This is a genomic window from Amycolatopsis vancoresmycina (assembly GCF_000716785.1).
GTDB classification, from domain to species: Bacteria; Actinomycetota; Actinomycetes; order Mycobacteriales; family Pseudonocardiaceae; genus Amycolatopsis; species Amycolatopsis vancoresmycina.
This window is the reverse complement of the sequence record NZ_JNYY01000005.1, coordinates 402,089-426,448: the sequence shown is the minus strand read 5'-3', so window position 1 is coordinate 426,448 and position 24,360 is coordinate 402,089. Positions and strand designations below refer to the sequence as shown.

18 protein-coding genes are annotated in these 24,360 nt (G+C 70.0%); 14 read left to right on the top strand and 4 right to left on the bottom strand.

Features of this window, described 5'->3' with window-relative positions; all coding sequences use genetic code 11:
* The first annotated feature begins 173 nt into the window (after positions 1–173).
* Both OO60_RS14045 and OO60_RS14040 read left to right on the top strand, forming a co-directional pair.
* Positions 174–869, top strand: a complete 696-nt coding sequence (locus OO60_RS14045; RefSeq protein ID WP_003071778.1) for a thiamine pyrophosphate-dependent enzyme — start codon at positions 174–176, stop codon at positions 867–869.
* Positions 866–1,777 carry a transketolase family protein gene (locus tag OO60_RS14040; RefSeq protein ID WP_003071776.1) on the top strand — a complete coding sequence of 304 codons (912 nt, stop codon included), beginning with the start codon at positions 866–868 and terminating at the stop codon, positions 1,775–1,777. The genes OO60_RS14045 and OO60_RS14040 overlap by 4 nt, the downstream gene beginning before the upstream one ends.
* Positions 1,778–1,845: 68 nt before the next feature.
* Here OO60_RS14040 and OO60_RS14035 read toward each other — a convergent pair whose 3' ends face one another.
* The gene (locus tag OO60_RS14035) at positions 1,846–3,105 is read right to left on the bottom strand and encodes a cytochrome P450 (RefSeq protein WP_003071775.1); all 1,260 of its coding nucleotides are present in this window, start codon (positions 3,103–3,105) and stop codon (positions 1,846–1,848) included.
* Between the two features lie 243 nt (positions 3,106–3,348).
* Between OO60_RS14035 and OO60_RS14030 the strand changes: the two genes are divergently transcribed.
* The 5 genes from OO60_RS14030 to OO60_RS14010 all read left to right on the top strand — a co-directional run bounded on the left by OO60_RS14030 (position 3,349) and on the right by OO60_RS14010 (position 15,739).
* Positions 3,349–3,798: a type II 3-dehydroquinate dehydratase gene (locus OO60_RS14030; RefSeq protein ID WP_003071773.1), complete on the top strand. Its 450-nt coding sequence runs from the start codon at positions 3,349–3,351 to the stop codon at positions 3,796–3,798.
* Positions 3,799–4,362: 564 nt separating this feature from the next.
* Positions 4,363–5,577: a helix-turn-helix transcriptional regulator gene (locus OO60_RS14025; RefSeq protein WP_003071771.1), complete on the top strand. Its 1,215-nt coding sequence runs from the start codon at positions 4,363–4,365 to the stop codon at positions 5,575–5,577.
* 790 nt (positions 5,578–6,367) lie between these two features.
* Positions 6,368–9,871, top strand: a complete 3,504-nt coding sequence (gene rpoB / locus OO60_RS14020) for a DNA-directed RNA polymerase subunit beta (RefSeq protein WP_003071769.1) — start codon at positions 6,368–6,370, stop codon at positions 9,869–9,871.
* A gap of 93 nt (positions 9,872–9,964) precedes the next feature.
* Complete coding sequence (locus OO60_RS14015; RefSeq protein WP_003071767.1) at positions 9,965–13,876, top strand: DNA-directed RNA polymerase subunit beta'; 3,912 nt, start codon at positions 9,965–9,967, stop codon at positions 13,874–13,876.
* 159 nt (positions 13,877–14,035) lie between these two features.
* Entirely contained in the window at positions 14,036–15,739 is a 1,704-nt protein-coding gene (locus tag OO60_RS14010) for an SdrD B-like domain-containing protein (protein WP_240490645.1), read from the top strand.
* Between the two features lie 46 nt (positions 15,740–15,785).
* On the opposite strand, the gene OO60_RS14005 is transcribed toward OO60_RS14010, so the two are convergent.
* Together OO60_RS14005 and OO60_RS14000 are read right to left on the bottom strand one after the other, a co-directional pair.
* Positions 15,786–16,571, bottom strand: a complete 786-nt coding sequence (locus OO60_RS14005; protein ID WP_003071761.1) for a M15 family metallopeptidase — start codon at positions 16,569–16,571, stop codon at positions 15,786–15,788.
* 58 nt (positions 16,572–16,629) lie between these two features.
* Entirely contained in the window at positions 16,630–17,130 is a 501-nt protein-coding gene (locus OO60_RS14000; RefSeq protein ID WP_003071759.1) for an Lrp/AsnC family transcriptional regulator, read from the bottom strand.
* A 95-nt stretch (positions 17,131–17,225) separates the two neighbouring features.
* On the opposite strand from OO60_RS14000, the gene OO60_RS13995 reads away from it, so the two are divergent.
* From OO60_RS13995 to OO60_RS13965, 7 genes are all read left to right on the top strand, one after another.
* Positions 17,226–18,398 carry an MFS transporter gene (locus OO60_RS13995; RefSeq protein WP_033261447.1) on the top strand — a complete coding sequence of 391 codons (1,173 nt, stop codon included), beginning with the start codon at positions 17,226–17,228 and terminating at the stop codon, positions 18,396–18,398.
* Positions 18,399–18,459: 61 nt separating this feature from the next.
* Entirely contained in the window at positions 18,460–19,101 is a 642-nt protein-coding gene (locus OO60_RS13990; RefSeq protein ID WP_240490839.1) for a zinc ribbon domain-containing protein, read from the top strand.
* 297 nt (positions 19,102–19,398) lie between these two features.
* Complete coding sequence (locus OO60_RS13985; protein ID WP_051767684.1) at positions 19,399–21,246, top strand: hypothetical protein; 1,848 nt, start codon at positions 19,399–19,401, stop codon at positions 21,244–21,246.
* 67 nt (positions 21,247–21,313) lie between these two features.
* Positions 21,314–23,017 (top strand): hypothetical protein, encoded by a 1,704-nt coding sequence (locus OO60_RS13980; protein WP_033261446.1) that lies wholly within the window; start codon positions 21,314–21,316, stop codon positions 23,015–23,017.
* Positions 23,018–23,043: 26 nt separating this feature from the next.
* Positions 23,044–23,250 carry a hypothetical protein gene (locus OO60_RS13975; RefSeq protein WP_003102128.1) on the top strand — a complete coding sequence of 69 codons (207 nt, stop codon included), beginning with the start codon at positions 23,044–23,046 and terminating at the stop codon, positions 23,248–23,250.
* A gap of 12 nt (positions 23,251–23,262) precedes the next feature.
* Positions 23,263–23,490 carry a hypothetical protein gene (locus tag OO60_RS13970; RefSeq protein WP_003102126.1) on the top strand — a complete coding sequence of 76 codons (228 nt, stop codon included), beginning with the start codon at positions 23,263–23,265 and terminating at the stop codon, positions 23,488–23,490.
* A gap of 58 nt (positions 23,491–23,548) precedes the next feature.
* Positions 23,549–23,773, top strand: coding sequence for a hypothetical protein (locus OO60_RS13965; RefSeq protein ID WP_003102124.1), 225 nt, complete (start codon positions 23,549–23,551; stop codon positions 23,771–23,773).
* Here OO60_RS13965 and OO60_RS47760 read toward each other — a convergent pair.
* Positions 23,754–24,359, bottom strand: a complete 606-nt coding sequence (locus OO60_RS47760) for a hypothetical protein (RefSeq protein ID WP_003102123.1) — start codon at positions 24,357–24,359, stop codon at positions 23,754–23,756. The genes OO60_RS13965 and OO60_RS47760 overlap by 20 nt on opposite strands.
* Position 24,360 lies beyond the last annotated feature (1 nt).

The window sequence follows — 24,360 nt, the reverse complement described above, 5'->3', positions numbered from 1 at the left end:
CGTTCGGAGCGTAGGAAAGCGGCGGCCGGTCGAACATCCCCCAACCTGACAGTGCTCATAGTGTCCTTTGTGGACTCTGGAGGTCCGGTGCTATCAGGTCGGGGGATGTCCGGGCCCCGGCGTGCGACCTAGCCTGCGGAAGACTCGTGCCCGCTGCGACCGAGGAAGCGCGAATGCTGACGACAGAAGAGACGATAAAAGGCCTGTTCGCCAGGTTGACCGGGGACGACAAGCACCTGGCGGCCGCGACATCCACGCTGGACGTCCTCTGGGTGCTCTACGACCGCGTGCTGAACGTGTCGCCGGAGAACATCGACGACCCCGGCCGGGACCGGTTCTACCTGTCCAAGGGCCACGGGCCGATGGCCTACTACACGATGCTCGCCGCGAAGGGCTTCATCGAACCGGAAACCCTGGACACCTGGCGGACGTTCGGCTCGCCGCTCGGCATGCACCCGGACCGCAACCTGGCGCCCGGCGTCGAGATCAGCGCCGGTTCGCTCGGCCACGGCCTCCCGCTCGGCGTCGGCACCGCCCTCGCGCTGCGCGCGCAGGGGCACTACGACGCCCGCGTGTTCGTGCTGCTGGGCGACGGCGAGTTCGACGAAGGCAGCAACCACGAGACGATGGCGATCGCCGGCCGCCTCGGGCTGGACCGCCTCACCGCGATCGTCATCGACAACAAGACGGCGAGCCTCGGCTGGCCGGGCGGGATCGCCGCCCGCTTCGCCGGCGAGGACTGGCGGGCGTCCACGGTGAACGGCCGTGACCACGACGCCCTGTACGAGGCACTCACCAGGGAGCCCGACGGGCGGCCGCAGGTCGTCGTGGCGGAGATCCTCCCGTTCGCGGAAGGGGGCGCGGCATGACCGCCCAGCTGACCAGGAAGCAGATGCGGACCGTCTGGGCCGAGACCGTGGTCGAGTCGCTCGACGCGGACCCCCGGCTGGTCGTGCTGACCGCGGACATCTCGTCGTGGTTCTTCTGGGAAGCCAAGAAGGAGCACCCGGACCGGGTGGTCAACCTCGGCATCCGGGAGCAGGCGATGATCGACATCGCCGGCGGGTTCGCGCTGGCCGGGATGCGGCCGATGGTGCACACCTACGGGCCGTTCCTGATCGAGCGGCCGTTCGAGCAGATCAAGATCGGCCTCGGCCACCAGGACGTCGGCGCGGTGCTGGTCAGCGTCGGCGCCTCCTACGACGACCCGTCGTGGGGTCGCACCCACCAGGCCCCCGGCGACGTGGCGCTGCTCGACACCCTGCCGGGCTGGACCGTGCACGTGCCGGGCCACGAGGACGAGGTCGCCCCGCTGCTGCGCCAGGCCATCGCCGGCGACGGGCGGGTCTACGTCCGGCTGTCCGAGCGCGCCAACAGCGAGGCCGTGCCGGTGTCCGACGGCTTCACCGTGCTCCGGCGGGGCAGCCGCGGCGTGGTGCTGGCGGTGGGCCCGGTGCTGGACCAGGTGCTCGCGGCGACCGAGACGCTGGACGTCACCGTGCTGTACACGTCGACGATCCGCCCGTTCGACCACGCCGGCCTGCGCGACGCCGTGGCCGGGGCCCGGCCGGACGTGGTGCTGGTCGAGCCGTACCTGCGCGGCACCTCGGCGTTCGAGGTGGGCGAGGCCCTCGCCGACGTCCCGCACCGGCTGCGGTCGTTCGGCACCTGGCGCGACCGCGAGGCCCGCGTCTACGGCACGGCCGAGGAGCACGACCGGCTGCTGGGCGTGGACGCCGAGAGCCTGGCCGCGTCGATCGGCGACTTCATCAGCTGACCGCACGCCGAAAGGGCCGGTCCGGGGAACTCCCGGACCGGCCCTTTTCGGCACACACTATTAATAGGTCAGGGGGCGTCCCAGACGACCGGCAGGGTGTGCACGCCGAAGGTCAGCATGTCGTTGCGCAAGGTGACCTCTTCCGGCGCCACGGCGAGCCGGAGGCCGGGCAGCCGGCGCAGCAGCTCGGGGTAGCCGATCTGCAGCTCCATCCGGGCCAGCTGCTGGCCGAGGCACTGGTGCACGCCGTGGCCGAAGGCCAGGTGCGGCCCGCGGGCCCGGGTCACGTCCAGCTCCTGCGCGTCCGGCCGGTGCTGCGCGTTCCGGTTGGTGGCCAGCACCGAGACGACCACGGTCGAGCCGGCCGGGATCTGCTCGCCGAAGAACTCCAGGTCCTCGGTCGCGAACCGGAAGAGCCCCGGGTTGATCACCGACAGGTAGCGCAGCATCTCTTCGACGGCGTCCTCGGTGCGGGACGGGTCGTCGCGCAGCGCGGCGAGCTGGTCCGGGCGCTGCAGCAGCACGAAGATGCCCAGCCCCAGCATGCTCGCCGTGGTGTCGTAGCCGGCCAGCAGCAGCAGGTTGGCGATGTTGACGAGCTCGTCGTCGGTGAGCGCGGGATCGGCCCCGGCGTGGTGGATCAGGCCGGAGAGCAGGTCGTCGGCGGGGTTCGCGCGCTTCTCGTCGATCAGCCGCTGGATGAAGGCGCGCAGCGCCTCGAAGTTCTCCATCCCCTCCTTGACCGGCAGGTCCATCCGCAGCAGCATTTTGGCCCGCTCCTGGAACTCCCCGCGGTCGGCGTAGGGCACCCCGAGCAGCTCGCAGATCATCAGGGAGGGGACCGGGAAGGCGAAGTCGGCCATCAGGTCGGCGGTGGTGCCCTTGGCCAGCATGGCGTCCAGCTGCCCGGCGACGATCTCCTCGATCCGGGCACCGAGCTCGCGGATCCGGCGGACGGTGAACTGCCCGGTCAGCAGCTTGCGGTACCGGGTGTGCTCGGGCGGGTCCATGTTGATGAACGACCCGGCCCGCGCCTTGTCGTTGCGCAGCCGGTCCCGGACCTCTTCGGGCAGCTCCTTGAACCGGGGGTGGTAGCTGAACCGGTCGGAGGAGAAGCGCGGGTCCGACAGCACCGCGCGGGCCTCATCGAACCCGGACACCAGCCAGAACGGGTCACCGCCGGCCAGCTGCGCCTTGGCGATCGGGCCCTGCCCCGCCGCGGCCACCAGTGCGGCAGGCACGGTGAACGGGTCCTCGCGCCGGACGTACTGCTCGGGAAGGGGCGAGCGCATCGATTCGTTGCCGGTCTCGGTCACCTTGGTCGTCACTGCGGCGGAACTCCATTCCCGGTCTCGCGCGGGCCGGACGGGGGGCGACGCCGGGCAGGCGGCGATCCCGCGACCGGCCTGGTCAAGTCGGAGCCTAGGTCGGCGAACGCGGGCCGGGCATCCCTCGGTCTGATAGGTCTGCGTGGCGGGGGAGGCGCGACTATCAAGGTAAGGGTGGTCCGGGGTGACCGGCGCCGACAGCATGGGGTGGTCCGACTGGCCCATGGCTGAGCGAGGTGTCCCGTGAGCGTCGTCCTTCTCCTGAACGGTCCGAATCTGGGTGTGCTGGGCCGGCGCGAGCCCGAGATCTACGGCACCGACACGCTCGCCGACATCGAGAAGGCCGTCGCCGAAGAGGTGAGCGCCCGCGGGTGGGAAGTCGTGTCGATCCAGCGCGAGGGCGAGGGCGAGCTGGTCAGCGCGATCCACGAGCACCACGGCGCCACGGTGGGCGCCATCGTGAACCCGGGTGCCCTGATGATCGCCGGCTGGAGCCTGCGTGACGCGCTGGCGAGCTACGAGCCGCCGTGGATCGAGGTGCACCTGAGCAACGTGTGGGCACGCGAGCAGTTCCGGCACGAATCGGTCATCGCGCCCTTGGCCAGCGGCGTGGTGGTCGGTTTGGGGGCCTTCGGGTACCGCCTGGCGGCGCAGGCGCTGCTGCATCTGGTCGCGGGCAATCCGGCTCGGTGAGTCTTTCGCGGTAGCGCGTCCCCCGGCTGGCTCAGAGTGCGAGGCGGGCCAATACGACATAGCGCCTGAAGATGGTTGGTTGACTACTAACCGAATACGCCCCTAGGCCAGTAGGCTGATTCGAACACCTCCACGGAAGAGAATCTTGTTGTCGCGCAAGGGGAACCGAACGTAGAGAGCATTCCGGAAGACTGTGACTGTAGTCACAGTGGTGCCAGGGAAGGCTCGTGGCGAAGCTATCGTGAGCGAAGCAAACAGGTTAATTGTTCACAAGCCAACTGGGAGGTGGCTGTGGCGCGCTCATTTTCGTCCTGCTTGCGCGCCCCTGAATGTTGATCATCCGGTGCGCCGTGCACAGCGATTTGACGCGGTGCGCATTAATCTGGCTCGACTGGGCGGCTCTCTGCGGCCAATGCCGTCCGCAGCCGGTGGGATGAAATTCGCGGCAGCACGGCGCGCCGCAAGATCGATTCTGCTTCGTCTATTTTCTGGGGATGGCCGATGTTGGACGTATCAACCTTGCATGTGCCGAGAAATCCATTCACCGGATTCGGCGACGATTTGATGCAGCGATCCTGTGACACCGCGGGATTCCTTCGCAGGTCCGCCTCTTCGTGGTTCGACGGGCGGCTCGACCGGGGCCTGGAGTGCGCCAAAGCGGCGGCCGCGGGCCGCCGCCAGGACGCGCCCGAGCTCTACGACCTGGCCCAGTTCTGGTATGTCGGGCTGCTCATCAAGGCGCGGGAGCTCGAATCGGGCCGCCGGGTGCTCGACGCGGTCGAGGCGACCAGGAGCGGGGCGCCGTCGGAGCGCATGACCGCGGTTTCGCACAACGTCCGGGGCAGCCTGCTGTTCGCCATGGGCAGCGTCGACGGGGCGATGGCCGAGATCAGCACGGGTCTGCGGATCGCCGAAGGGTGCGGCGACCGGTCCCTGCGGCCACCCAGTTACGTCGTGCTGGCGCTGGGCGCACTGCGCCGGGCGGACATGCGGGCGTGCCGTCACTTCGTGGACAAACTGGCGGACGAGGCGCTGCTCGGGTACTTCGGGCAGGCACCGGGCGCGTGGGTGGCCGCGCAGGCCGTGGAGGCCCGCAGCGGGGTGGAGAGCGCGGCGAGCCTCATCGCCGGCATCGTCACGAACCCCGTGGTGCTCCGGCAGCTCCTGGTCTCGGAGCCGGCGGCGGCGTCCTGGCTGGTTCGCGTCTGCGGCAAACTGGGTGCGGACGACCTCGCGAAGATCGCGGTGGACGCGGCCACCGCGGTGGCCGCCGAGCAACCGGAATTCGACGTCATCCGGGGATCGGCCCGGCACGCGGCCGGTTTGCTGGAAAAGGACGCCGTCAAATTGCGCGAAGCGGCCGAAATCCACCCCGACCGGTGGTGTGCGGCCTCCGCGCGCGAAGACCTGGCGAGCTTGCTGGCCGCCCGCTCTTCGGAACGGGACCGGACGATTCGCATTCTCGAATCGGTGTTGGACACGTATGCGGCGGTGAGCGCCACCCGCGACGCGGCCCGGGTGGTGAACAAACTCCGCGAATACGGCGTACGGCGGCGTACGGCGCGAAACGTCGAATGCGAAGGAGTGGTACCGCACGGACTGACGAGCACGGAGTTCGCGGTGGCCGAACTGGTGAGCCAGGGCAACACCAACAACGAGGTCGGCAGGCAGCTGTTCATTTCCCGGCACACCGTGGCGTTCCACCTGAAGAAGGTCTTCCAGAAGATGAACATCACGTCACGAGTCGAGCTGGCGGCCGCGTGGAAGATGGTTTCCTGACGCGGTGACCGAGCGGTCACACCTGGTGACGGTTCGATGTGGTGTCCGGTGGGAACACTGAGGCACCGGCGTCGTGCAGGGCAGCGCAGCCCGCGACGCCGGTGACGCGTTCGGTGCGCGCCGCTGCCCCGGTGCCGTGGCAGTGGTGGTCACCGGCGCACCCCGGGAGCCGGGGTGCGAGGTCGTGCCGTCCGGCTCCGGCAAGCCGCTCCTTGTGTACTGCGCGCTCGTCGCGGTCCACCTCCGGCGTGCTCCGCCGCGGGCGCCGGACCAACCGATCCACCGGCCGTCCCCGACCCGAAAACCCGTCCACCCCGCGCGGCACCGGTTCCACACCGTGGCCTGCGCCATACCCCCGCTCCGCCGCAAAACCCCTGCTAGAGACCCTCGAGGTGGCGTTACCGACCAGTAGCTGGAATGATATTCGGCCGCTCACGCTCCGCTGAACCTCTTCCACGCTGCGCCAACCGGCGGGACCCCCGTGTGGCATCTTGACTGGAAGCGCCGGTGGGGTCACGCTTACTCCCGACGGCGAAACCGGGGCCCTTGCGGGAGGGACCACCGGGTCGCCCGGAGGCATACCTGAAGACGTTGCGAAGCAGGCTGGGCCCCATCGGGAGCGCCCCCTGGACAAGCCGCGACGTTCGGGCTAGACTGCCTCTTTGCGCTGCCCTCTTTCAGGCTGCCCGGAGCCGGTAGTTAGGATAGTGGGCACACGGCACCCTTGACAGTCGCTGATAGCTGTTGCTATGGCGGCCGTCACCGCTCATTGTCCCCGGAAGGACGCATCTTGGCAGTCTCTCCCGCGAACCAGGCCACTGCTGCGACCAACTCGGCTGAATCTCGCTCGGAGGCCACGGGAATCCCCGGCGCGCCCAAGCGGGTTTCCTTCGCAAAGATTCGCGAACCCCTGAACACCCCCAACCTGCTCGACGTCCAGATCCAGTCGTTCCAGTGGTTCACCGGGGACGAAGCGTGGTTCCAGCGCCGTGTCGAGGAGGGTGAGGAGAACCCGGTCGGCGGCCTCGAAGAGGTCCTCAACGAGATCTCGCCGATCGAAGACTTCTCCGGCTCGATGTCCCTGTCCTTCTCCGCCCCGCGCTTCGACGAGGTCAAGGCCTCGATCGAGGAGTGCAAGGACAAGGACATGACGTACGCGGCCCCGCTGTTCGTCACGGCGGAGTTCGTCAACAACAACACGGGCGAGATCAAGAGCCAGACGGTCTTCCTGGGCGACTTCCCGGTGATGACCGACAAGGGCACCTTCGTCATCAACGGCACCGAGCGTGTCGTGGTGTCCCAGCTGGTCCGCTCCCCGGGCGTGTACTACTCGAAGGACATCGACAAGACCTCCGACAAGGACGTCTTCAGCGTCCGGGTCATCCCGAGCCGGGGTGCCTGGCTGGAGTTCGACGTCGACAAGCGCGACACCGTCGGCGTCCGCATCGACCGCAAGCGCCGCCAGCCGGTCACCGTGCTGCTGAAGGCGCTCGGCTGGACCACCGAGGCGATCCGCGAGCGCTTCTCCTTCTCGGAGACCCTGCTCGCCACCCTCGAGAAGGACCACACCGCCGGCACCGACGAGGCGCTGCTCGACATCTACCGCAAGCTCCGCCCGGGCGAACCGCCCACGAAGGAGAGCGCGCAGACCCTGCTGGAGAACCTGTTCTTCAAGGCGAAGCGCTACGACCTGGCCAAGGTCGGCCGGTACAAGGTCAACAAGAAGCTGGGCCTGTCGACGCCGATCGACAACGGGACGCTGACCGAAGAGGACATCGTCACGATCATCGAGTACCTGGTCCGGCTGCACGCCGGCGAGGACAAGATGGACGCGGCGAACGGGACCGAGATCCCGGTCGAGACCGACGACATCGACCACTTCGGCAACCGCCGCATCCGCACCGTCGGCGAGCTGATCCAGAACCAGATCCGGGTCGGCCTGTCGCGCACCGAGCGCGTCGTCCGCGAGCGCATGACCACGCAGGACGTCGAGGCGATCACCCCGCAGACCCTGATCAACATCCGCCCGATCGGCGCGGCGATCAAGGAGTTCTTCGGCACCTCGCAGCTGTCGCAGTTCATGCAGCAGACGAACCCGATCGACGGCCTGACCCACAAGCGCCGCCTCAACGCGCTGGGCCCGGGTGGTCTGTCGCGTGAGCGCGCCGGCATGGAGGTCCGGGACGTCCACCCGTCGCACTACGGCCGGATGTGCCCGATCGAGACGCCGGAAGGCCCGAACATCGGCCTGATCGGCTCGCTCTGCTCCTACGCGCGGGTCAACCCGTTCGGCTTCATCGAGACGCCGTACCGCAAGGTCGTCGAGGGCCGGGTCACCGACCAGATCGACTACCTGACCGCGGACGAGGAAGACCGGTACGTCAAGGCGCAGGCGAACGCCCCGATCGAGGACGACGGCACGTTCGTCGAAGACCGGGTCATGGCGCGGCGCAAGGGCGGCGAGGTCGAGCTGATCGACCCGCTCGACATCGACTACATGGACGTGTCGCCGCGGCAGATGGTGTCGATCGCGACGGCGATGATCCCGTTCCTCGAGCACGACGACGCGAACCGCGCGCTGATGGGCGCGAACATGCAGCGTCAGGCCGTGCCGCTGCTCCGCAGCCAGGCGCCGTACGTCGGCACCGGCGTGGAGCTGCGCGCCGCGATCGACTCGGGCGACATGCTGGTCGCCGAGCAGTCGGGCGTGGTCGAGGAGCTCTCGGCCGACCTGATCACGGTCATGCACGACGACGGGACGCGGAAGGCCTACAGCCTGTACAAGTTCCGCCGCTCGAACCACGGCACCTGCTTCAACCACCGCCCGATCGTCAACGAGGGCGACCGGGTCGAAGCAGGCCAGGTCATCGCCGACGGCCCGTCCACCGAAAACGGTGAGGTCGCGCTCGGCAAGAACCTGCTGGTCGCGGTCATGCCGTGGGAGGGCCACAACTACGAGGACGCGATCATCCTCTCCGAGCGCCTGGTGCAGGACGACGTGCTGACGTCGATCCACATCGAGGAGCACGAGATCGACGCCCGCGACACGAAGCTGGGCGCCGAGGAGATCACCCGGGACATCCCGAACGTCTCCGAAGAGGTCCTGGCCGACCTCGACGAGCGCGGCATCATCCGGATCGGTGCCGAGGTCCGCGACGGCGACATCCTGGTCGGCAAGGTCACGCCGAAGGGCGAGACCGAGCTGACGCCGGAAGAGCGCCTGCTCCGCGCGATCTTCGGTGAGAAGGCCCGCGAAGTCCGCGACACCTCGCTGAAGGTGCCGCACGGCGAGACCGGCAAGGTCATCGGCATCCGGGTGTTCTCCCGCGAGGACGACGACGAGCTGCCGCCCGGTGTCAACGAGCTGGTCCGCGTCTACGTGGCCCAGAAGCGCAAGATCCAGCCGGGCGACAAGCTCGCCGGCCGGCACGGCAACAAGGGTGTCATCGGCAAGATCCTGCCGGTCGAGGACATGCCGTTCATGGAGGACGGCACCCCGGTCGACATCATCCTGAACACCCACGGTGTGCCGCGACGGATGAACATCGGCCAGATCCTCGAGCTGCACCTCGGCTGGCTGGCCTCGCAGGGCTGGACGATCGAGGGCGACCCGGACTGGGCGAAGAACCTTTCGCCCGAGCTCCGCGACGTCGCGCCGGGCACGAACACCGCCACCCCGGTGTTCGACGGCGCGAAGGAGGAGGAGCTCACCGGGCTGCTCAGCAGCACGAAGCCGAACCGCGACGGCGAGCGGATGGTGAAGGAGAACGGGAAGGCCAACCTGTTCGACGGCCGCTCCGGCGAGCCGTACCCGTACCCGGTGTCGGTCGGCTACATGTACATCCTGAAGCTGCACCACCTGGTCGACGACAAGATCCACGCCCGCTCCACCGGTCCGTACTCGATGATCACGCAGCAGCCGCTGGGTGGTAAGGCGCAGTTCGGTGGCCAGCGCTTCGGTGAGATGGAGTGCTGGGCGATGCAGGCGTACGGCGCCGCCTACACGCTGCAGGAGCTGCTGACGATCAAGTCGGACGACGTGGTCGGCCGCGTCAAGGTGTACGAGGCCATCGTCAAGGGCGAGAACATCCCCGAGCCGGGCATCCCGGAGTCGTTCAAGGTGCTCCTCAAGGAGCTCCAGTCGCTGTGCCTCAACGTCGAGGTGCTCTCCAGCGACGGCGCGGCGATCGAGATGCGCGACTCCGACGACGAGGACCTCGAGCGCGCCGCGGCCAACCTCGGCATCAACCTGTCCCGCAACGAGTCGCCCTCGGTGGACGACGTCGTGCACTGATCGCGAGCTGAGCGAGGGGGACCGGCCTCCCGCAGGGCCCCCTCGCTCGCCCGCCAACCCCTCTAGCCGAAACAACCCCAAGGGGATCTAGACGTGCTGGACGTCAACTTCTTCGATGAGCTCCGCATTGGTCTCGCCACGGCCGACGACATCCGTCAGTGGTCGTACGGCGAGGTCAAGAAGCCGGAGACCATCAACTACCGGACGCTCAAGCCCGAGAAGGACGGCCTCTTCTGCGAGAAGATCTTCGGCCCGACCCGGGACTGGGAGTGCTACTGCGGCAAGTACAAGCGCGTCCGCTTCAAGGGCATCATCTGTGAGCGCTGCGGCGTCGAGGTGACCCGCGCCAAGGTGCGCCGCGAGCGGATGGGCCACATCGAGCTGGCCGCCCCGGTCACCCACATCTGGTACTTCAAGGGTGTTCCCTCGCGCCTCGGCTACCTGCTGGACCTGGCGCCGAAGGACCTCGAGAAGATCATCTACTTCGCGGCTTACGTCATCACCGGCGTGAACACGGAGCTGCGGCACAACGACCTGCCGACCCTCGAGAACGAGATCGGCGTCGAGCGCAAGAACCTCGAGACCAAGCGTGACGCGGACATCGAGGCGCGCGCGCAGAAGCTCGAAGCCGACCTGGCCGCGCTGGAGGCGGAGGGCGCCAAGTCCGACGTCCGCCGCAAGGTCAAGGAGGGCGGCGAGCGCGAGATGCGCCAGCTGCGCGACCGCGCCGGCCGCGAGCTGGACCGCCTCGAGGAGGTCTGGACGACCTTCACGAAGCTCGACACCCGCCAGCTGATCGCCGACGAGCTGCTCTACCGCGAGCTCGTCGACCGCTACGGCGAGTACTTCACCGGCGGCATGGGCGCGGAGGCCATCCAGAAGCTGGCCACCGAGTTCGACGTCAGCGCCGAGGCCGACAACCTGCGCGACACCATCCGCAACGGCAAGGGGCAGAAGAAGCTCCGCGCGCTGAAGCGGCTCAAGGTCGTCGCGGCCTTCCAGGCCACCGGCAACGACCCGCGCGGCATGGTGCTCGACGCCGTCCCGGTGATCCCGCCGGACCTGCGCCCGATGGTGCAGCTGGACGGCGGCCGCTTCGCGACCTCCGACCTGAACGACCTGTACCGCCGGGTGATCAACCGGAACAACCGCCTCAAGCGGCTGATCGACCTCGGCGCGCCCGAGATCATCGTCAACAACGAGAAGCGGATGCTGCAGGAGGCCGTCGACGCGCTGTTCGACAACGGCCGCCGCGGGCGTCCGGTCACCGGCCCGGGCAACCGGCCGCTGAAGTCGCTGTCCGACCTGCTCAAGGGCAAGCAGGGCCGGTTCCGCCAGAACCTGCTCGGCAAGCGCGTCGACTACTCGGGCCGTTCGGTCATCATCGTCGGCCCGCAGCTGAAGCTGCACCAGTGCGGCCTGCCGAAGGACATGGCGCTCGAGCTGTTCAAGCCGTTCGTCATGAAGCGGCTGGTCGACCTGAACCACGCGCAGAACATCAAGTCCGCCAAGCGGATGGTGGAGCGCTCGCGGCCGCAGGTGTGGGACGTGCTGGAAGAGGTCATCACCGGCCACCCGGTGATGCTGAACCGCGCGCCGACCCTGCACCGCCTCGGCATCCAGGCCTTCGAGCCGCAACTGGTCGAGGGCAAGGCCATCCAGCTGCACCCGCTGGTCTGCGAGGCGTTCAACGCGGACTTCGACGGTGACCAGATGGCGGTGCACCTGCCGCTGTCGGCCGAGGCGCAGGCCGAGGCCCGGATCCTGATGCTGTCGGCGAACAACATCCTGTCGCCGGCGTCGGGCCGTCCGCTCGCCATGCCGCGGCTGGACATGGTGACGGGTCTGTTCCACCTGACCCGCCTCACCGAGACGGCCGAGGGCGCGGGCAACGCGTACTCGTCGCCGGCCGAGGCCATCATGGCCTTCGACCGCAAGGCGCTGAGCCTGCACGCCCCGGTCAAGATCCGCATCACCGACCGGCAGCCGGCCAAGGCCGACGAGCCGCGGCTCGCGGAGAAGGGCTGGGAGCCGGGCAAGGCGTGGCTGGCCGAGACGACCCTGGGCCGCGTGCTGTTCAACGAGCTGCTGCCGGCGGACTACCCGTTCATCAACGAGCCGATGCCGAAGAAGCGGCAGGCCGCGATCGTGAACGACCTCGCCGAGCGGTACTCGATGACCCAGGTCGCGCAGACCCTGGACCGCCTGAAGGACGCCGGGTTCTACTGGGCGACCCGTTCGGGCGTCACCGTCGCCATCTCGGACGTGCTCACCCCGGTGGGCAAGAAGGCCATCCTCGACGAGTACGAGGGCAAGGCCTCCCAGGTGGAGAAGCGCTACCAGCGCGGTCAGCTGTCGCACGCCGAGCGCAACAACGAGCTCGTCAAGGTGTGGACGCAGGCCACCGAAGAGGTCCACAAGATCATGGAGACGGCGCTGCCGGACGACAACCCGATCGCCATGATCGTGAAGTCGGGCGCCGCCGGTAACATGACGCAGGTCCGGTCGCTGGCCGGGATGCGTGGCCTGGTGTCGAACCCGAAGGGTGAGTACATCCCGCGTCCGATCAAGGCCAACTTCCGTGAGGGCCTGTCGGTGGCGGAGTACTTCATCGCGACGCACGGTGCCCGGAAGGGTCTGGCGGACACGGCGCTGCGGACCGCCGACTCGGGTTACCTGACCCGGCGTCTGGTGGACGTCTCGCAGGACGTCATCGTCCGCGAGATCGACTGCGGCACCACCCGCGGCATCATGATGCCGATCGGCGAGGACATCGGCGAGGGCAAGGTCCTGCGCGACCAGCACGTCGAGACCTCCGTGTACGCGCGGAACCTCGCGACGGACGCGGTGGACGCCAAGGGCAACGTCGTGCTCAACGCCGGCGACGACCTGGGCGACCCGGCCATCGAGAAGCTGCTCGGCAGCGGGATCTCGAAGGTCAAGGTCCGCTCGGTGCTGACCTGCGAGTCGGCCGTCGGTATCTGCGCGACCTGCTACGGCCGCTCGATGGCGACCGGTCAGCTCGTCGACGTCGGCGAGGCGGTGGGTATCGTCGCCGCCCAGTCGATCGGTGAGCCGGGTACGCAGCTGACGATGCGTACGTTCCACCAGGGTGGTGTCGCCGGTGACGACATCACGACCGGTCTGCCCCGTGTCCAGGAGCTGTTCGAGGCTCGGGTGCCGAAGGGCAAGGCGCCGATCGCCGACGTCGATGGCCGCGTGCGCATCGAGGAGAGCGAGCGGTTCTGGAAGATCACGCTGATCCCGGACGACGGCGGCGAAGAGATCGTCTTCGACAAGCTGTCCAAGCGTCAGCGGCTCGCGAACACCCCGAACGGCCCGCTCGGCGACGGCGACCACGTGCACGTCGGCCAGCAGCTGCTCGAAGGCACGCCGGACCCGCACGAGGTGCTGCGGGTCATGGGGCCGCGTGAGGCGCAGATCCACCTGGTGGACGAGGTCCAGAAGGTGTACCGGGCGCAGGGTGTGTCGATCCACGACAAGCACATCGAGGTCATCGTCCGGCAGATGCTGCGCCGGGTGACGATCATCGACTCCGGGGCCACGGACTTCCTGCCGGGCGAGCTGCCCGAGCGGACCAAGTTCGAGGCGACGAACCGGGCCGCGGTCGCCGAGGGCGGCGAGCCGGCTTCGGGCCGTCCGGTGCTGATGGGCATCACGAAGGCGTCGCTGACCACGGACTCGTGGCTGTCGGCGGCGTCGTTCCAGGAGACCACGCGAGTCCTGACCGACGCGGCCATCAACGGCCGCTCGGACAAGCTCGTGGGCCTCAAGGAGAACGTGATCATCGGTAAGCTGATCCCGGCCGGTACGGGCATCAACAAGTACCGCAACATCCAGGTGCAGCCGACCGAGGAGGCCCGGGTCGCGGCGTACGCGATCCCGTCCTACGACGACGGCTACTACACCCCGGACGTGTTCGGTACGGGCACCGGTGCCGCGGTCCCGCTGGACGACTACGACTTCGGCCGCGACTTCCGCTGACGAGGTTTGTGACGAGAAAGGCCCCCGCCGGGTTTCCGGCGGGGGCCTTTCCCGTTTTCGCAAACGGCTATTCACCCCGTCCGTACTTCGCTACAGTTACCCGGTTCACGCGGTTCGGGGGCTTTGCGCGTATCAACGGGTAATCAGGGGTGACTGTTCGTGAACAAAATCGTAAGAGCGCGCTGGTTCGCCACGCTCGCGACCGCAGCCGTGCTGACCGGCGGGTTCGCCGGCCCGGCGGCCGCGGAGCCGGCGCCGGAGTCCGGCGCACCGGCCACGTCGGCGGCGCCGTCCACATCGGAGGCGCCGGCGAGTTCGACGGCACCGGAGCCGAGTTCCACCCAGCCGGAGAGCAAGCCCGCGGTGCAGCCGCGGGCCGAGCGGGCGCAGGTCGCGGTCTCGGTCGTCTTCGACAAGGACTCCTACCGGACCGACGAGGACATCCACTTCACCGTCAAGCTGACGAACACCGGCGAGACGACGGCGGCCGGCCTGACGATGTACCAGATGGTGATCGACTCGACCGACGTGCAGGTGCTGTACGGCGGCTGGGGTCAGCTCCAGAACAAGCCGGGCGTCACCCTCGAACCCGGGCAGTCGTTCGAGGTGGCGGTTTCGGCGCAGGTCCGGGACCTCGAGGCGACCACCGCGGCCGTGCGCGGCATCGTGTTCGACGGAAGCGGGAACAGCGCCGGGCCGCAGTTCGGGTTCAGCGTTCCGGTGACCAAAGCGGCCGGGCACGCGACCGGCACGGTGTACGGAGACAAGAACGGCAACGGGGTTCTCGACGCCGGCGAGCAGCTGGCCGGCATCAAGGTCACGCTGCGGTACACCCACGGGACGGGTACCTACTCCGCGACGACCGGCGCCGACGGCAAGTTCGCGCTCGACGTCCCGGCCGCGGAGTACTACGTCGGCGGCGACGTGGTCGACGGCTGGCTGTTCCCGTGGCGGACCGTCCGGATCGGATCGGACACCGACCTGCTCTTCCGCGGGGCGCCGCCGTTGAACGGCGCGCTGAAGGCGACGATGGCCTTCACCCAGGACACCTACGCGGTCGGAGACCTCGCGCACGTCACCGTGACGCTGGCCAACTCCGGCCCGATCCCGCTCACCGGCATCGTGGCCGAATGCAACCGCGTCGGCAGCGACCACGTCCTGAGCGGCCGCGGCCCGGGGTGGGGCGAGCTCGCCGCGGGCGGCGTGACGATCGAGCCGGGGCAGACCCGCACGTTCGACGTGTCCGAAACGGTGCCGAAGGCCGCCTTCAACCGTGGCTACGTCCTCGCCGCGTGTGACTTCGGCTATCCCGAGGTCGACATCGAAAACCACGCGCAGGCCGAGGACCGGGCGGCGGTGCCGGGGGCCAAGGGAACCGTCGTGGGCGACGTGAAGCAGGGGCAGCAGGGCGTCGCCGGGGTCAAGGTCGTCCTGGTGTCCGACCAGCACTGCCCGGTCACCGGTGAGCAGACGACCGACGCGAACGGGCACTTCGAGTTCCACGACGTGGTGCCCGGACCCGAGTACCGGCTGTACCTCTTGCCGCCGGCGGGCCTGAAGGTCAAGTACGAGAACCCGACCTCCATCGACGTCTGGGGCTCGGGCGAGTCCCGCGTCGGGATCGACGTGGAGCAGGGCGACGCACCGCTGCCGTCGGTGCCGGTCAACCCCGCGGACTGCACAGCCGGCGCCCCGACGTCGACGACCGGTGCGGCCGGCGGAACCGGTGGTGGCGGCCAGAGCGGTGGCTCCGGCCTGGCCAGCACCGGCGTCGACGCGATCGGCCTCGGCGCGCTCGCACTGCTCGCCCTCGCACTCGGCGGTGGCCTGGTGTTCGGCGCCCGGCGCCGCCGCGCGGCCTGACGATCGGCACTGAGCGCCCCTGGTCCACAGTGGACCGGGGGCGCTTTCAGCGCAGGCTGCCGCGGGACACCGGGAAGTCGAAGTAGGTGTCCGGGAACGGTTCGTCGTTCAGCGTGTAGTGCCACCACTCCTCCGGCAGGTTCCGGAAGCCCGCCGCGGCCATCGTGGACCGCAGCAGGTCGCGGTGCTGCCGGGCCGCGCCGGTGATCGCCGGGTTGTCGGTGTGGGCCAGCGGGTCGAAGCAGTCGTAGCCGGTGCCCATGTCGACGGTGTTGTCCGGGAACCGTTGCTCCCGCGGCGCGAAGCACGCCTCGAGCGGCTCACCCGGGACGTACGGCCGCTGGAACCGCGGCGGGATCCGCACCAGCGTGAGGTCCATCGTGCTGCCACGGCTGTGCCCGGACTTCTCGGCGATGTACCCGTCGGCGAAGAGCCGGTTCTTTTCGACGTCCGGGTAGAACTCCGCCTTCATCTTCTCGTCGGCGAGGTCCTTCGCCCACCGCACGAAGTGGTCGACGGCCCGCTGCGGCCGGTAGCAGTCGTACACCTTGAGCGTGTAGCCCAGCCGGACCAGCTGCGCCTGCGCCTTCCGCAGCCCGTCGGCGGCCTGCCAGGTCAGGATGCACAGCGGCTGCCGGTACCCGTCGATGCGGCGGCCGACGAAGTTGTGCCGCGTGTCGTAGCGGATGTCCTGCAGGATCGACGGCGCGACATCGGCCAGCGCGACGAACGCGCGGGACGCGGTCGCTTGCGCGGGCGTGGGCACGGCGAGGCCGCCCAAAGCGGCGAGGGTGACGGCGAGCGCGCGCACCCGGCGAGTGAAGATCGGCATCCCTCTCGTCTATCAGCTCGGCCCCGGGCAAACAGCCGCTTTCCGGGCGGCTCTTCGGTCAGGACCACCCTTCGGACGTCGTCGCGCGGAGGAAGTCGTCCGACGGCGGTTGCACGGGCCGTCCCTCGAACTGCGTCGACAGCACCACCGACGACCGCAGCTCGCCGTGCTTGCCCAGCCGTTCCAGCAGCCCCTCGAAGTGCTCGAGCGACGCCGCCCGGATCTTCAGCATCGTGCAGTGGTCGCCGCTCAGCCGGTGGATCTCCACGACCTCCGGGTAGTCCTCGGACTTCGATGTCTTCAGCAGGCAGCTGCTCAGCGCGCAGCGCATCTCGACGAACGCCTGCAGCGGCTGGCCCGCGCGCCGCGCGTCGACCTGCGCGCGGTAGCCGGTGATCACCCCGGTCTCCTCCAGCCGCCGGACCCGCTCGGCCACCGCGGGGGCCGACAGGTTGATCCGGCGCCCGAGTTCCTTGAACGAAAGCCGCCCGTCGGCCTGCAGGAGGTCCAGCAGCCGCCAGTCGACGTCGTCCAGCGGCTTTTCCGAACGGAAGGTCATGGGCCGCATTTTCCTTCCGTTGCGCGGGGATGGCGACCGATATTCCGTGCTTCGGCCCTTCGAACGGCGGCTGGAAATCCCTAACGTTGCTGGTCATGGGGATTTCGACGGCGACCGGCCGGGCCCGGTCCACGGGGGTGTTGTTCGCCGGCGTCGCGTTGCTGAACACGGCCACGGTCGGCCTGGGCACGGCGGCCACGCTGATCGTCGCGGCCGGCAGCGGTGCGGTCTGGAGCGGGCTGCCGAGCGTGGCGAACGTGCTCGGCACCGCGGCGGGCGCGCTCGGCGCCGGGACGCTGCTGCCGGTCCACGGCAGCCGCCGCGTGCTGACCGGCGGCTACGGTGTCGCCGCGGCCGGTGCGCTGGTGGCGTTCGCCGGTGCGCTGGCGACCTCGGTCGTGCCGCTGCTGCTCGGCATCCTGCTGGTCGGCCTGGGCAACGGCGGCGCGCAGCTCTCGCGGTACCTGGCCGCTGACCTGTACCCCGAGGACCGCCGGGGCCGTGCGCTGTCGATGGTCGTCTGGGGCGGGACCGTCGGCGCGCTCGCCGGGCCGGCGCTGATGGCCCCGGCGGCGAGCGCCGCGGCCGGCTTCGGCTGGCCGTCGCTGTCCGGCCCGGCCGCGGTGGCGGTCCTGGCCACGGCGGGCGCCGCGCTGGCGGCGGTGTTCCTCCCGCGGCACGTGCCCGTGCCGCGGAAGCCGGCCGCTCGCGGCCCGGTGCGCTCGGCCAGTGTCGCGCGGCCGCTGGTCGCGATGGTCGCCGCGCAGCTGACGATGGGGGCGGTGATGACGATGACGCCGGTGCAGCTGCAGGAGCACGGGCACGGCCTCGGCGTCGTCGGCTGGGTGCTGAGCGCGCACCTGTTCGGGATGTTCGCGCTGGCCCCGCTGTCCGGCCGGATCGCCGACCGCTGGGGTCCGCACGTCACGATCAACGCCGGCCTCGGCGTCCTCGCCCTGGCGACGGCGACCGCGCTTGCGGCGCCGACGGCCCACACGTCCGGCCTGCCGATCGCGCTGTTCCTCCTGGGCTACGGCTGGAACCTCGTGTTCGTCGGCGGTAGCGCGCAGCTCAGCCGCAACCTTGCCCCGGAGACGCGCAGCCGGGTGCGGGGCACCGTCGACGCGGTCGTCTGGGCGGCCTCCGCGCTGGCCGGGCTGGGTTCCGGGGCGCTGTTCGCCGGCGGCGGGTACGCGCTGGTCGCGGTGGTCGGCGGCGTGCTGGCCCTGCTCCCGCTGGGCTTCTCCGTCGCCCGTGACGGCCGGTAGCCGGGTCGTTGTCGGCAAATCTCTCGTCATGGCGACCGCGGCCGACCGGCCAGAATGGGCCGTGGCTGACTCTGTGCCCTTCACGGACAACTTCTCGGACCTCTCGAACACGCAGGGGTACCAGTTCGAGTTCCGCTGCGAACGCTGCGGCAACGGCTTCCGCTCCGCCTTCCAGCGCGACAACGTCGAGACCGGCCGAAGCGTGCTTCGCGCCGTCGGCTCGTTCTTCGGCGGAACCCTGCGGGACCTGAGCAATTCGGCCGACCAGTGGCGCTACGACCGCGCGACGAACTCCCCGGCCAAGGACCGCGCGCTCGCGGCGGCGGTCGAGGAGATCACCCCGAGCTTCCGCCAGTGCCGCGGCTGCGGCGACTGGATGTGCCACGACCAGTGCTGGAACGAGGAGATCGGCCAGTGCCTGCGCTGCTCGCCGAGCGTGGCGGAGGAGATCTCGCGCGCCCAGGCGTCGGCCCAGCGCGACCAGATCTGGGAGAAGGCCCGCGAGAAGGACTGGACGTCGAACCTGGACATCGACACCCGCGCGAAGGTCACCTGCCCGGGCTGCGGCCTGAAGGCGGACGGCGGCAAGTTCTGTTCTTCCTGCGGAACGTCGCTGGCGCTGAAGGTCACCTGCGGCGGCTGCGGCAGCGAGAGCAACAAGCCGGGCGCGATGTTCTGCTCGGACTGCGGCGCCAAACTCTGAGCCCACATAACGAATTCATAACTCGCAGCCCCGGCGTTCAGGCGCCGGGGCTGCGCCGTTGTGACCAACCGTGACACCGCCGGTTGGTCCAGCGTGGCCCGCTCACTCGTTCGGTGCAGCGGTGCCCGTCAACTCGGCTCACTTCGTGGGAGATTAACCCTTTCGGGGTGAATCTCATTCTTTGATCACGGCTGGTCTGTTCGCCCGCTTGGCGCGAATATCCCGTTCGGATTCGCTGACGTCAGCATTCCGTTGTGTCCCAACGGTTTCCGTCCGTGCGAAAGAACAGGGAGAACCATGCGACCCACTCCGTTGCGCCCGGGCCGGTGGCGAAAGGTGGTGACCGGCGCCGCCGCGCTCGCCCTCGCGGCCGGCGCGGTCACGTACACCGGTTCGGCCACCGGCGCCTACGCCGACGTCCAGACCGTCACCGACGCGAAGACCGCGTCCGACGGCAAGCAGTACTGGGTGCAGAACCACCTGGTGACGAAGGACCTCGCGCGTGCGGAGAGCGGCACGCCGAAGAAGTGGCTGCTCGTCTGGGCCGGTGACGAGAACATCGCCGACACGCTGGTCAAGGACGTCAAGAACCTGCCGGGCACGCTCGGCGGTGGTCTCAACAAGATCAAGAACGCCCTTCCCGGGCCCGACTTCCTCGCCGTCATCGACGCCACTCAGGGGTCGCCGACCTACGGCAAGGTGGTCAACACCGCCACCGTCGGCCCGCTCGTCGAGAACGAGCCGCACCACATGCAGTACGTGTGGCACAAGGGCGACACCATCTACGCCGGGGCGCTGTTCGCCGCGGCGACGTACGCCTTCGACGTCAGTGCGCTGCCGCAGCTCAAGCTCAAGGGTGTCAGCCTGCCGACGAACACCCTCGGCGGCAGCGTCCCGGACGCCTACTGGGTGCTGAAGGACGGCACCGCGTACGGCACGTACATGGGTGGCCCGGTCGTGCCCGGCCCGCACGCCTATGCCGACGGCTCCACGCAGGTCGGCAACGGCTTCGCGGGCAGCCCCGGCGAGGTCGTCCACTTCGGACAGAACGCGCAGGTGCTTTCGGAGTCCCCGGCGGCCACCCCGCAGGGCGACAACCAGAAGCTGTGCGACAACCTGCCGCAGCTGGGCAAGCCGACCTGCGCCAACCCGCACGGCATCCAGGCCCGCGAGGACCTGAACACGCTCGTCACCAGCGACTACGCCGAGCCGCGCAACATCATCCTCGACCCGGTGAAGCAGCCGTCGCCGTACCTGCGCCGGCCGACCGTGCGGACCTGGGACATCGCCGACCGCAACCACCCGAAGCTGAAGTCGGTGTCCTACCTGCAGGACGGTCCGCGTGCCGACCCCGCCGACCCGCTGCACGCCGAGAGCCGCGCGGTCATGGAAACGACCGTGACCAACCTGCCGGGCCACAAGGGCGCCTTCGCCCAGACCATGCAGGGCGGCGCGGTGTTCTACACGCCGGACATCACCGCGGCCGAGCCGCACTGGATCGAGGTGTTCGACGACGGCGCCGCCAACAAGGCGATCTACGCGAACAACGACTCGAACGGCGCCAGCTCCAACGGCGGCTGGATCCAGACCAGCCCGGACGACAAGTACCTCTACCGCGCGATCGTCGGGCGGCAGAAGGGCACCCTCTCGGCCGACGACCCGGGCACCACCGGTGGCGTCTACGTGCTCGACATCCAGAAGCTGGTCAACGCGGGCGACCGGATCGAGGACATCCAGGGCCGGGTCGACACCAAGGCGAAGGCGCAGCAGGGCGGGGGCGGCGACCTGCCGGTCGTCGTCGGCGCGGCCCCGATCAACCCCGGCACGCCGGGCGCGGGCCCGCACTGGGGCGCCTACGACAACCTCGTGCTGGGCGACGACGGCTTCTACCACGAAACCACGGCACCGCAGCACCTCGCCGTGTCGAACTACTTCGTCGCGCGGTCCGGTTTGGACGGTGACCACAAGGTCAACCTGCTGAACCTCGGCCCGGACGGGAAGGTCTCGGTCGACCAGAACTTCCGGGACGAGTTCACCGGCCAGGTCGGCATCAACTTCAACCGCAAGTCGTGGCCGCACGGAGCTTTCGGCAACGCCAAGCCGCACTCCGAGCTGTTCGTGGCCGCGGACGCGGACGTCAGGTAACCCCTCGTGAGTGGTAAGGCGGGTTCTAACCCGCCTTACCACTCACGACCCCGAGCTGGGAGTCTTGATGGAACACGACCACTCCGTGCCAACCGGGGCGTCCACAGTGGACGTCCTTGCGCTCGGGCTCCGGCTGGCCCTGCTGCTGGTCACGGCGTTCCTCGCGGGCGGCGGGCTGCTGCGGCCGCTGGGCGAGCTGACGCGGAAGCGGAAGCTCACGCTGTTCGGCCTCGGCGGGCTGTCGGCGCTGCTCGCCGTCGCTTCGGCGTTCGCGGTCGACCTCAACGCTGTCGCGCTCGCCGGGCACGTCGTGCTCGCGGTCGCGGTGCCGCTGCTGCTGCGGTGGCCGCGGGGCGGGCGCTGGGCGTCGGTCGCGTTGCTGGCGCTGGTCGTCCTCGAGACCTCGCTCGGCGGCACGGGCGTCGGCTTCGCGCTCGACTCGGTGTTCGCCGCCGGGGCGGCCGTGTGGTTCGGCTTCGCGCTGTTCGGCCCGGTGGCGACGGCGGCGGTCCGGCCCGGGCCGCTCGCGATCACCCTCGGCGGCCTGTTCGTCGTCGCCGGCGCGACGCGGTTCGGGCTGTCCGGCCTCGGGTTCGACCGGCGGCTGGGCACGACGGTCTCCGGGGTCGTGGTGGTGGCCGTGGTGGTGTTGCCGCTGGTGGTGGGCGGGCTCGCGGTGGTGCTGCGGGCCCGCGCCTACCGCTTCGGCGCGGCCGGGGTGGCGCTCGCGTTCGTCGCCTGGAGCGCGCTCGGCGCGCTTCCGGCGCCCCCGCCGCTGCCCGTACCGGGCGTGCCGCTCCTGGCCGAGGAGCCGGGGTTCCCGGTGCTGGTCAGCCCGCAGCGGCCGGGGCACAACGTCGTCCACTTCCCGGCGAGCGCGGGCGGCGACCTCGCCGCCGGCGTGCGCGGCGGGCCGACCACCAAGGCCGTCGCCCGGCCCGGCGCCGAGGGCACCTGGGCCGACGTCGACCTGCCGCCCGGCCGCAGCGACCTGGAGATCCGCCGCGGCGGCACGACGACGGTGGTCGAGGTCGATGCGGGCACCGCACCCGGCCCGGCGATCGCCGGCGCGGACGCGCCGGAATGCGCGTCGGCGGCACTCGGCGGCCTGGTCGCCGGCCGCGCCGACGTGCTGACGGCGTGCCCGTCCGACGCGCTGGCGCCGGAAGACGGGGGAGCGCTGGTCAAGCTGGTCGAGTTCCTGGCCGGCCGGAAACCCTCGGCCGTCACGCTGGTCTCGGACGACTCACCGCGCGGTGTCGCGGCCGCGAAGCTGGTCCGCGAAACCGCGGCCCGCACCGGCTTGGCGGTGCGGCCGGACGCCGGGCCCGACACCGCCCTCGTCGTCGTCTCCGGCTGGGGTCCCGGCTACACGGTGATTACGCGGGCGGCCGAGCGGCAGCGCCGGGAACCCACCCACCAGTACGGGCTGTACCTGGCGCCGTGGCTGCTGAACGGGCCGATCGTCAACGCCGTGGCCAGCGCCTCGCTGCCGCTGCGGTTCGACCCGCGGGAGGCGACGGCGGTCGGGTACGCCGTGGCCGTCGGCAACCGCTTCGGCGGCGAAAGCCCGACCCTCGGCGGCTTCCGGAACTGGCTCGGCGCGGACCGCCCGGCGGGCGACGTGCAGGTCTACGCCGCCGCCCAGGTCAACGCCATGCCGATGTACCCCACCGAACCCCACGCCACCGGAATGGTGCTGGACCGCGACTACGCGGGCCAGTGGGTCCCCGACGGAACCATCGTGCCGATCACGGCGGTTCTCCGCTGAAACCCCTGCTGCGAAAGGAAAGAAGCATGAAACGTCTCGCTGCCCGCGTGCTGCTGCCGCTGGCCGCGGCCGCGGCGCTGACCGGACTGACCGGCGGCGTCGCCGGTGCCGACCCGGTCCAGGGTCCGGTCTGGCTGGTCCCCGGCGCCGACCTCGGCGGGGTGCTGGGCCCGCTCGGTCAGCCGGTCGGCCTGCTCGCGCCCGTGTTCGACCTCATCACCGCCGTCTCCTGAAAGGTGCGCACCATGAAGAAGAACCTCGCCCGCGCGGCCGGCGCCGCGGTCCTCGCCGGAGCGGCCCTGTTCGCCGCGACGGCCCCGGCGCTCGCCGACACCCCCGGTGTCGTCGTGGTCGACGAGCCGGACACCAGCGGGCTGACCAACATCTGGACGTTCGCGCCGCTCGGCGTCCCGGTGCTCGGCCTGATCCAGTCGGTCAACGGCGTACCGGGCAAGCTCCTGCCCTCCTTCTGACCCCCCGGCGCGGTTCCGCTGTCCGGCGGAACCGCGCCGCCCCGGGCACCATGGAGGCATGACGCCCGTCACGAAGCGCCTCACGGTGGTCGCCGTCGTGCTGATCACCGCGGGGGCCGTCCTGCTGTCGGTGGGGGCGATCGGCTTCCGGGCCACGTCCGACCAGCCCGACGCCAACATCGGCGCCGGGTTCGCCCTCCTCGCCGGGCCCTACGTCGTCGGTCTCGGACTGGTGTTCGCGATCTCGGCGGTCCTCACGCACCTCACGACGCGCCGCCGCTGACGTTCCACAGCGTCGCCGGCAAGTGGTCGGCCAGGTCCGCGAGGTACTGCGCCTCGGCGGTGACGTTCTGCCGCGTGGCGCAGCCCGGCCCCCAGATCCGCGCGGCGCCGTTCTCGACGACGACCTCCCGCTGCCCGAACCGCGGGTTCGCCGCGAGCCACCGCGCCAGCTCGGCGTCGAGCGGCGAGTCCGGTGGCAACGTCGGCATCGACACCGGCCGGCCCGGGACGATCCGCAGCTCCGGGCCCGGCGGCACGCGCACCTGGGTGACGTGGAGGTCGCGGAAGTAGACGTGGTCGTCGAAGTGCCGGTACGACTCGCGCGTGTCGATCGCGAGCACCGGCCGGTCGCCGAGGCGGAACTCGACCCAGGGATCGCTCGGAGCGCTCGTCAGCGGCCGCCCGGTCGGGTGAACCACGCCGAAGGTGGGGGAGCCGCTGCCGAAGGTGCCGCCCCGTTCGGCCGCGAACGCCTTGAACCAGTGACCCTCGCGGTTCGCGGTGGCCCGCCGCTGCGACCGCCACCAGATCGCGACGGCGACCGCGGCCACCACCACGAGCACGCCGATCGTGAAGAGCGTCTGCATC

Coding starts and splice junctions, on each gene's coding strand:
- OO60_RS14045 (WP_003071778.1), top strand. CDS start 174: ATGCTGACGACAGAAGAGACGATAAAAGGCCTGTTCGCCAGGTTGACC.
- OO60_RS14040 (WP_003071776.1), top strand. CDS start 866: ATGACCGCCCAGCTGACCAGGAAGCAGATGCGGACCGTCTGGGCCGAG.
- OO60_RS14025 (WP_003071771.1), top strand. CDS start 4,363: ATGCAGCGATCCTGTGACACCGCGGGATTCCTTCGCAGGTCCGCCTCT.
- OO60_RS14005 (WP_003071761.1), bottom strand. CDS start 16,571: ATGCCGATCTTCACTCGCCGGGTGCGCGCGCTCGCCGTCACCCTCGCC.
- OO60_RS14000 (WP_003071759.1), bottom strand. CDS start 17,130: ATGACCTTCCGTTCGGAAAAGCCGCTGGACGACGTCGACTGGCGGCTG.
- OO60_RS13995 (WP_033261447.1), top strand. CDS start 17,226: ATGGGGATTTCGACGGCGACCGGCCGGGCCCGGTCCACGGGGGTGTTG.
- OO60_RS13985 (WP_051767684.1), top strand. CDS start 19,399: ATGCGACCCACTCCGTTGCGCCCGGGCCGGTGGCGAAAGGTGGTGACC.
- OO60_RS13980 (WP_033261446.1), top strand. CDS start 21,314: ATGGAACACGACCACTCCGTGCCAACCGGGGCGTCCACAGTGGACGTC.
- OO60_RS13975 (WP_003102128.1), top strand. CDS start 23,044: ATGAAACGTCTCGCTGCCCGCGTGCTGCTGCCGCTGGCCGCGGCCGCG.
- OO60_RS13970 (WP_003102126.1), top strand. CDS start 23,263: ATGAAGAAGAACCTCGCCCGCGCGGCCGGCGCCGCGGTCCTCGCCGGA.
- OO60_RS13965 (WP_003102124.1), top strand. CDS start 23,549: ATGACGCCCGTCACGAAGCGCCTCACGGTGGTCGCCGTCGTGCTGATC.
- OO60_RS47760 (WP_003102123.1), bottom strand. CDS start 24,359: ATGCAGACGCTCTTCACGATCGGCGTGCTCGTGGTGGTGGCCGCGGTC.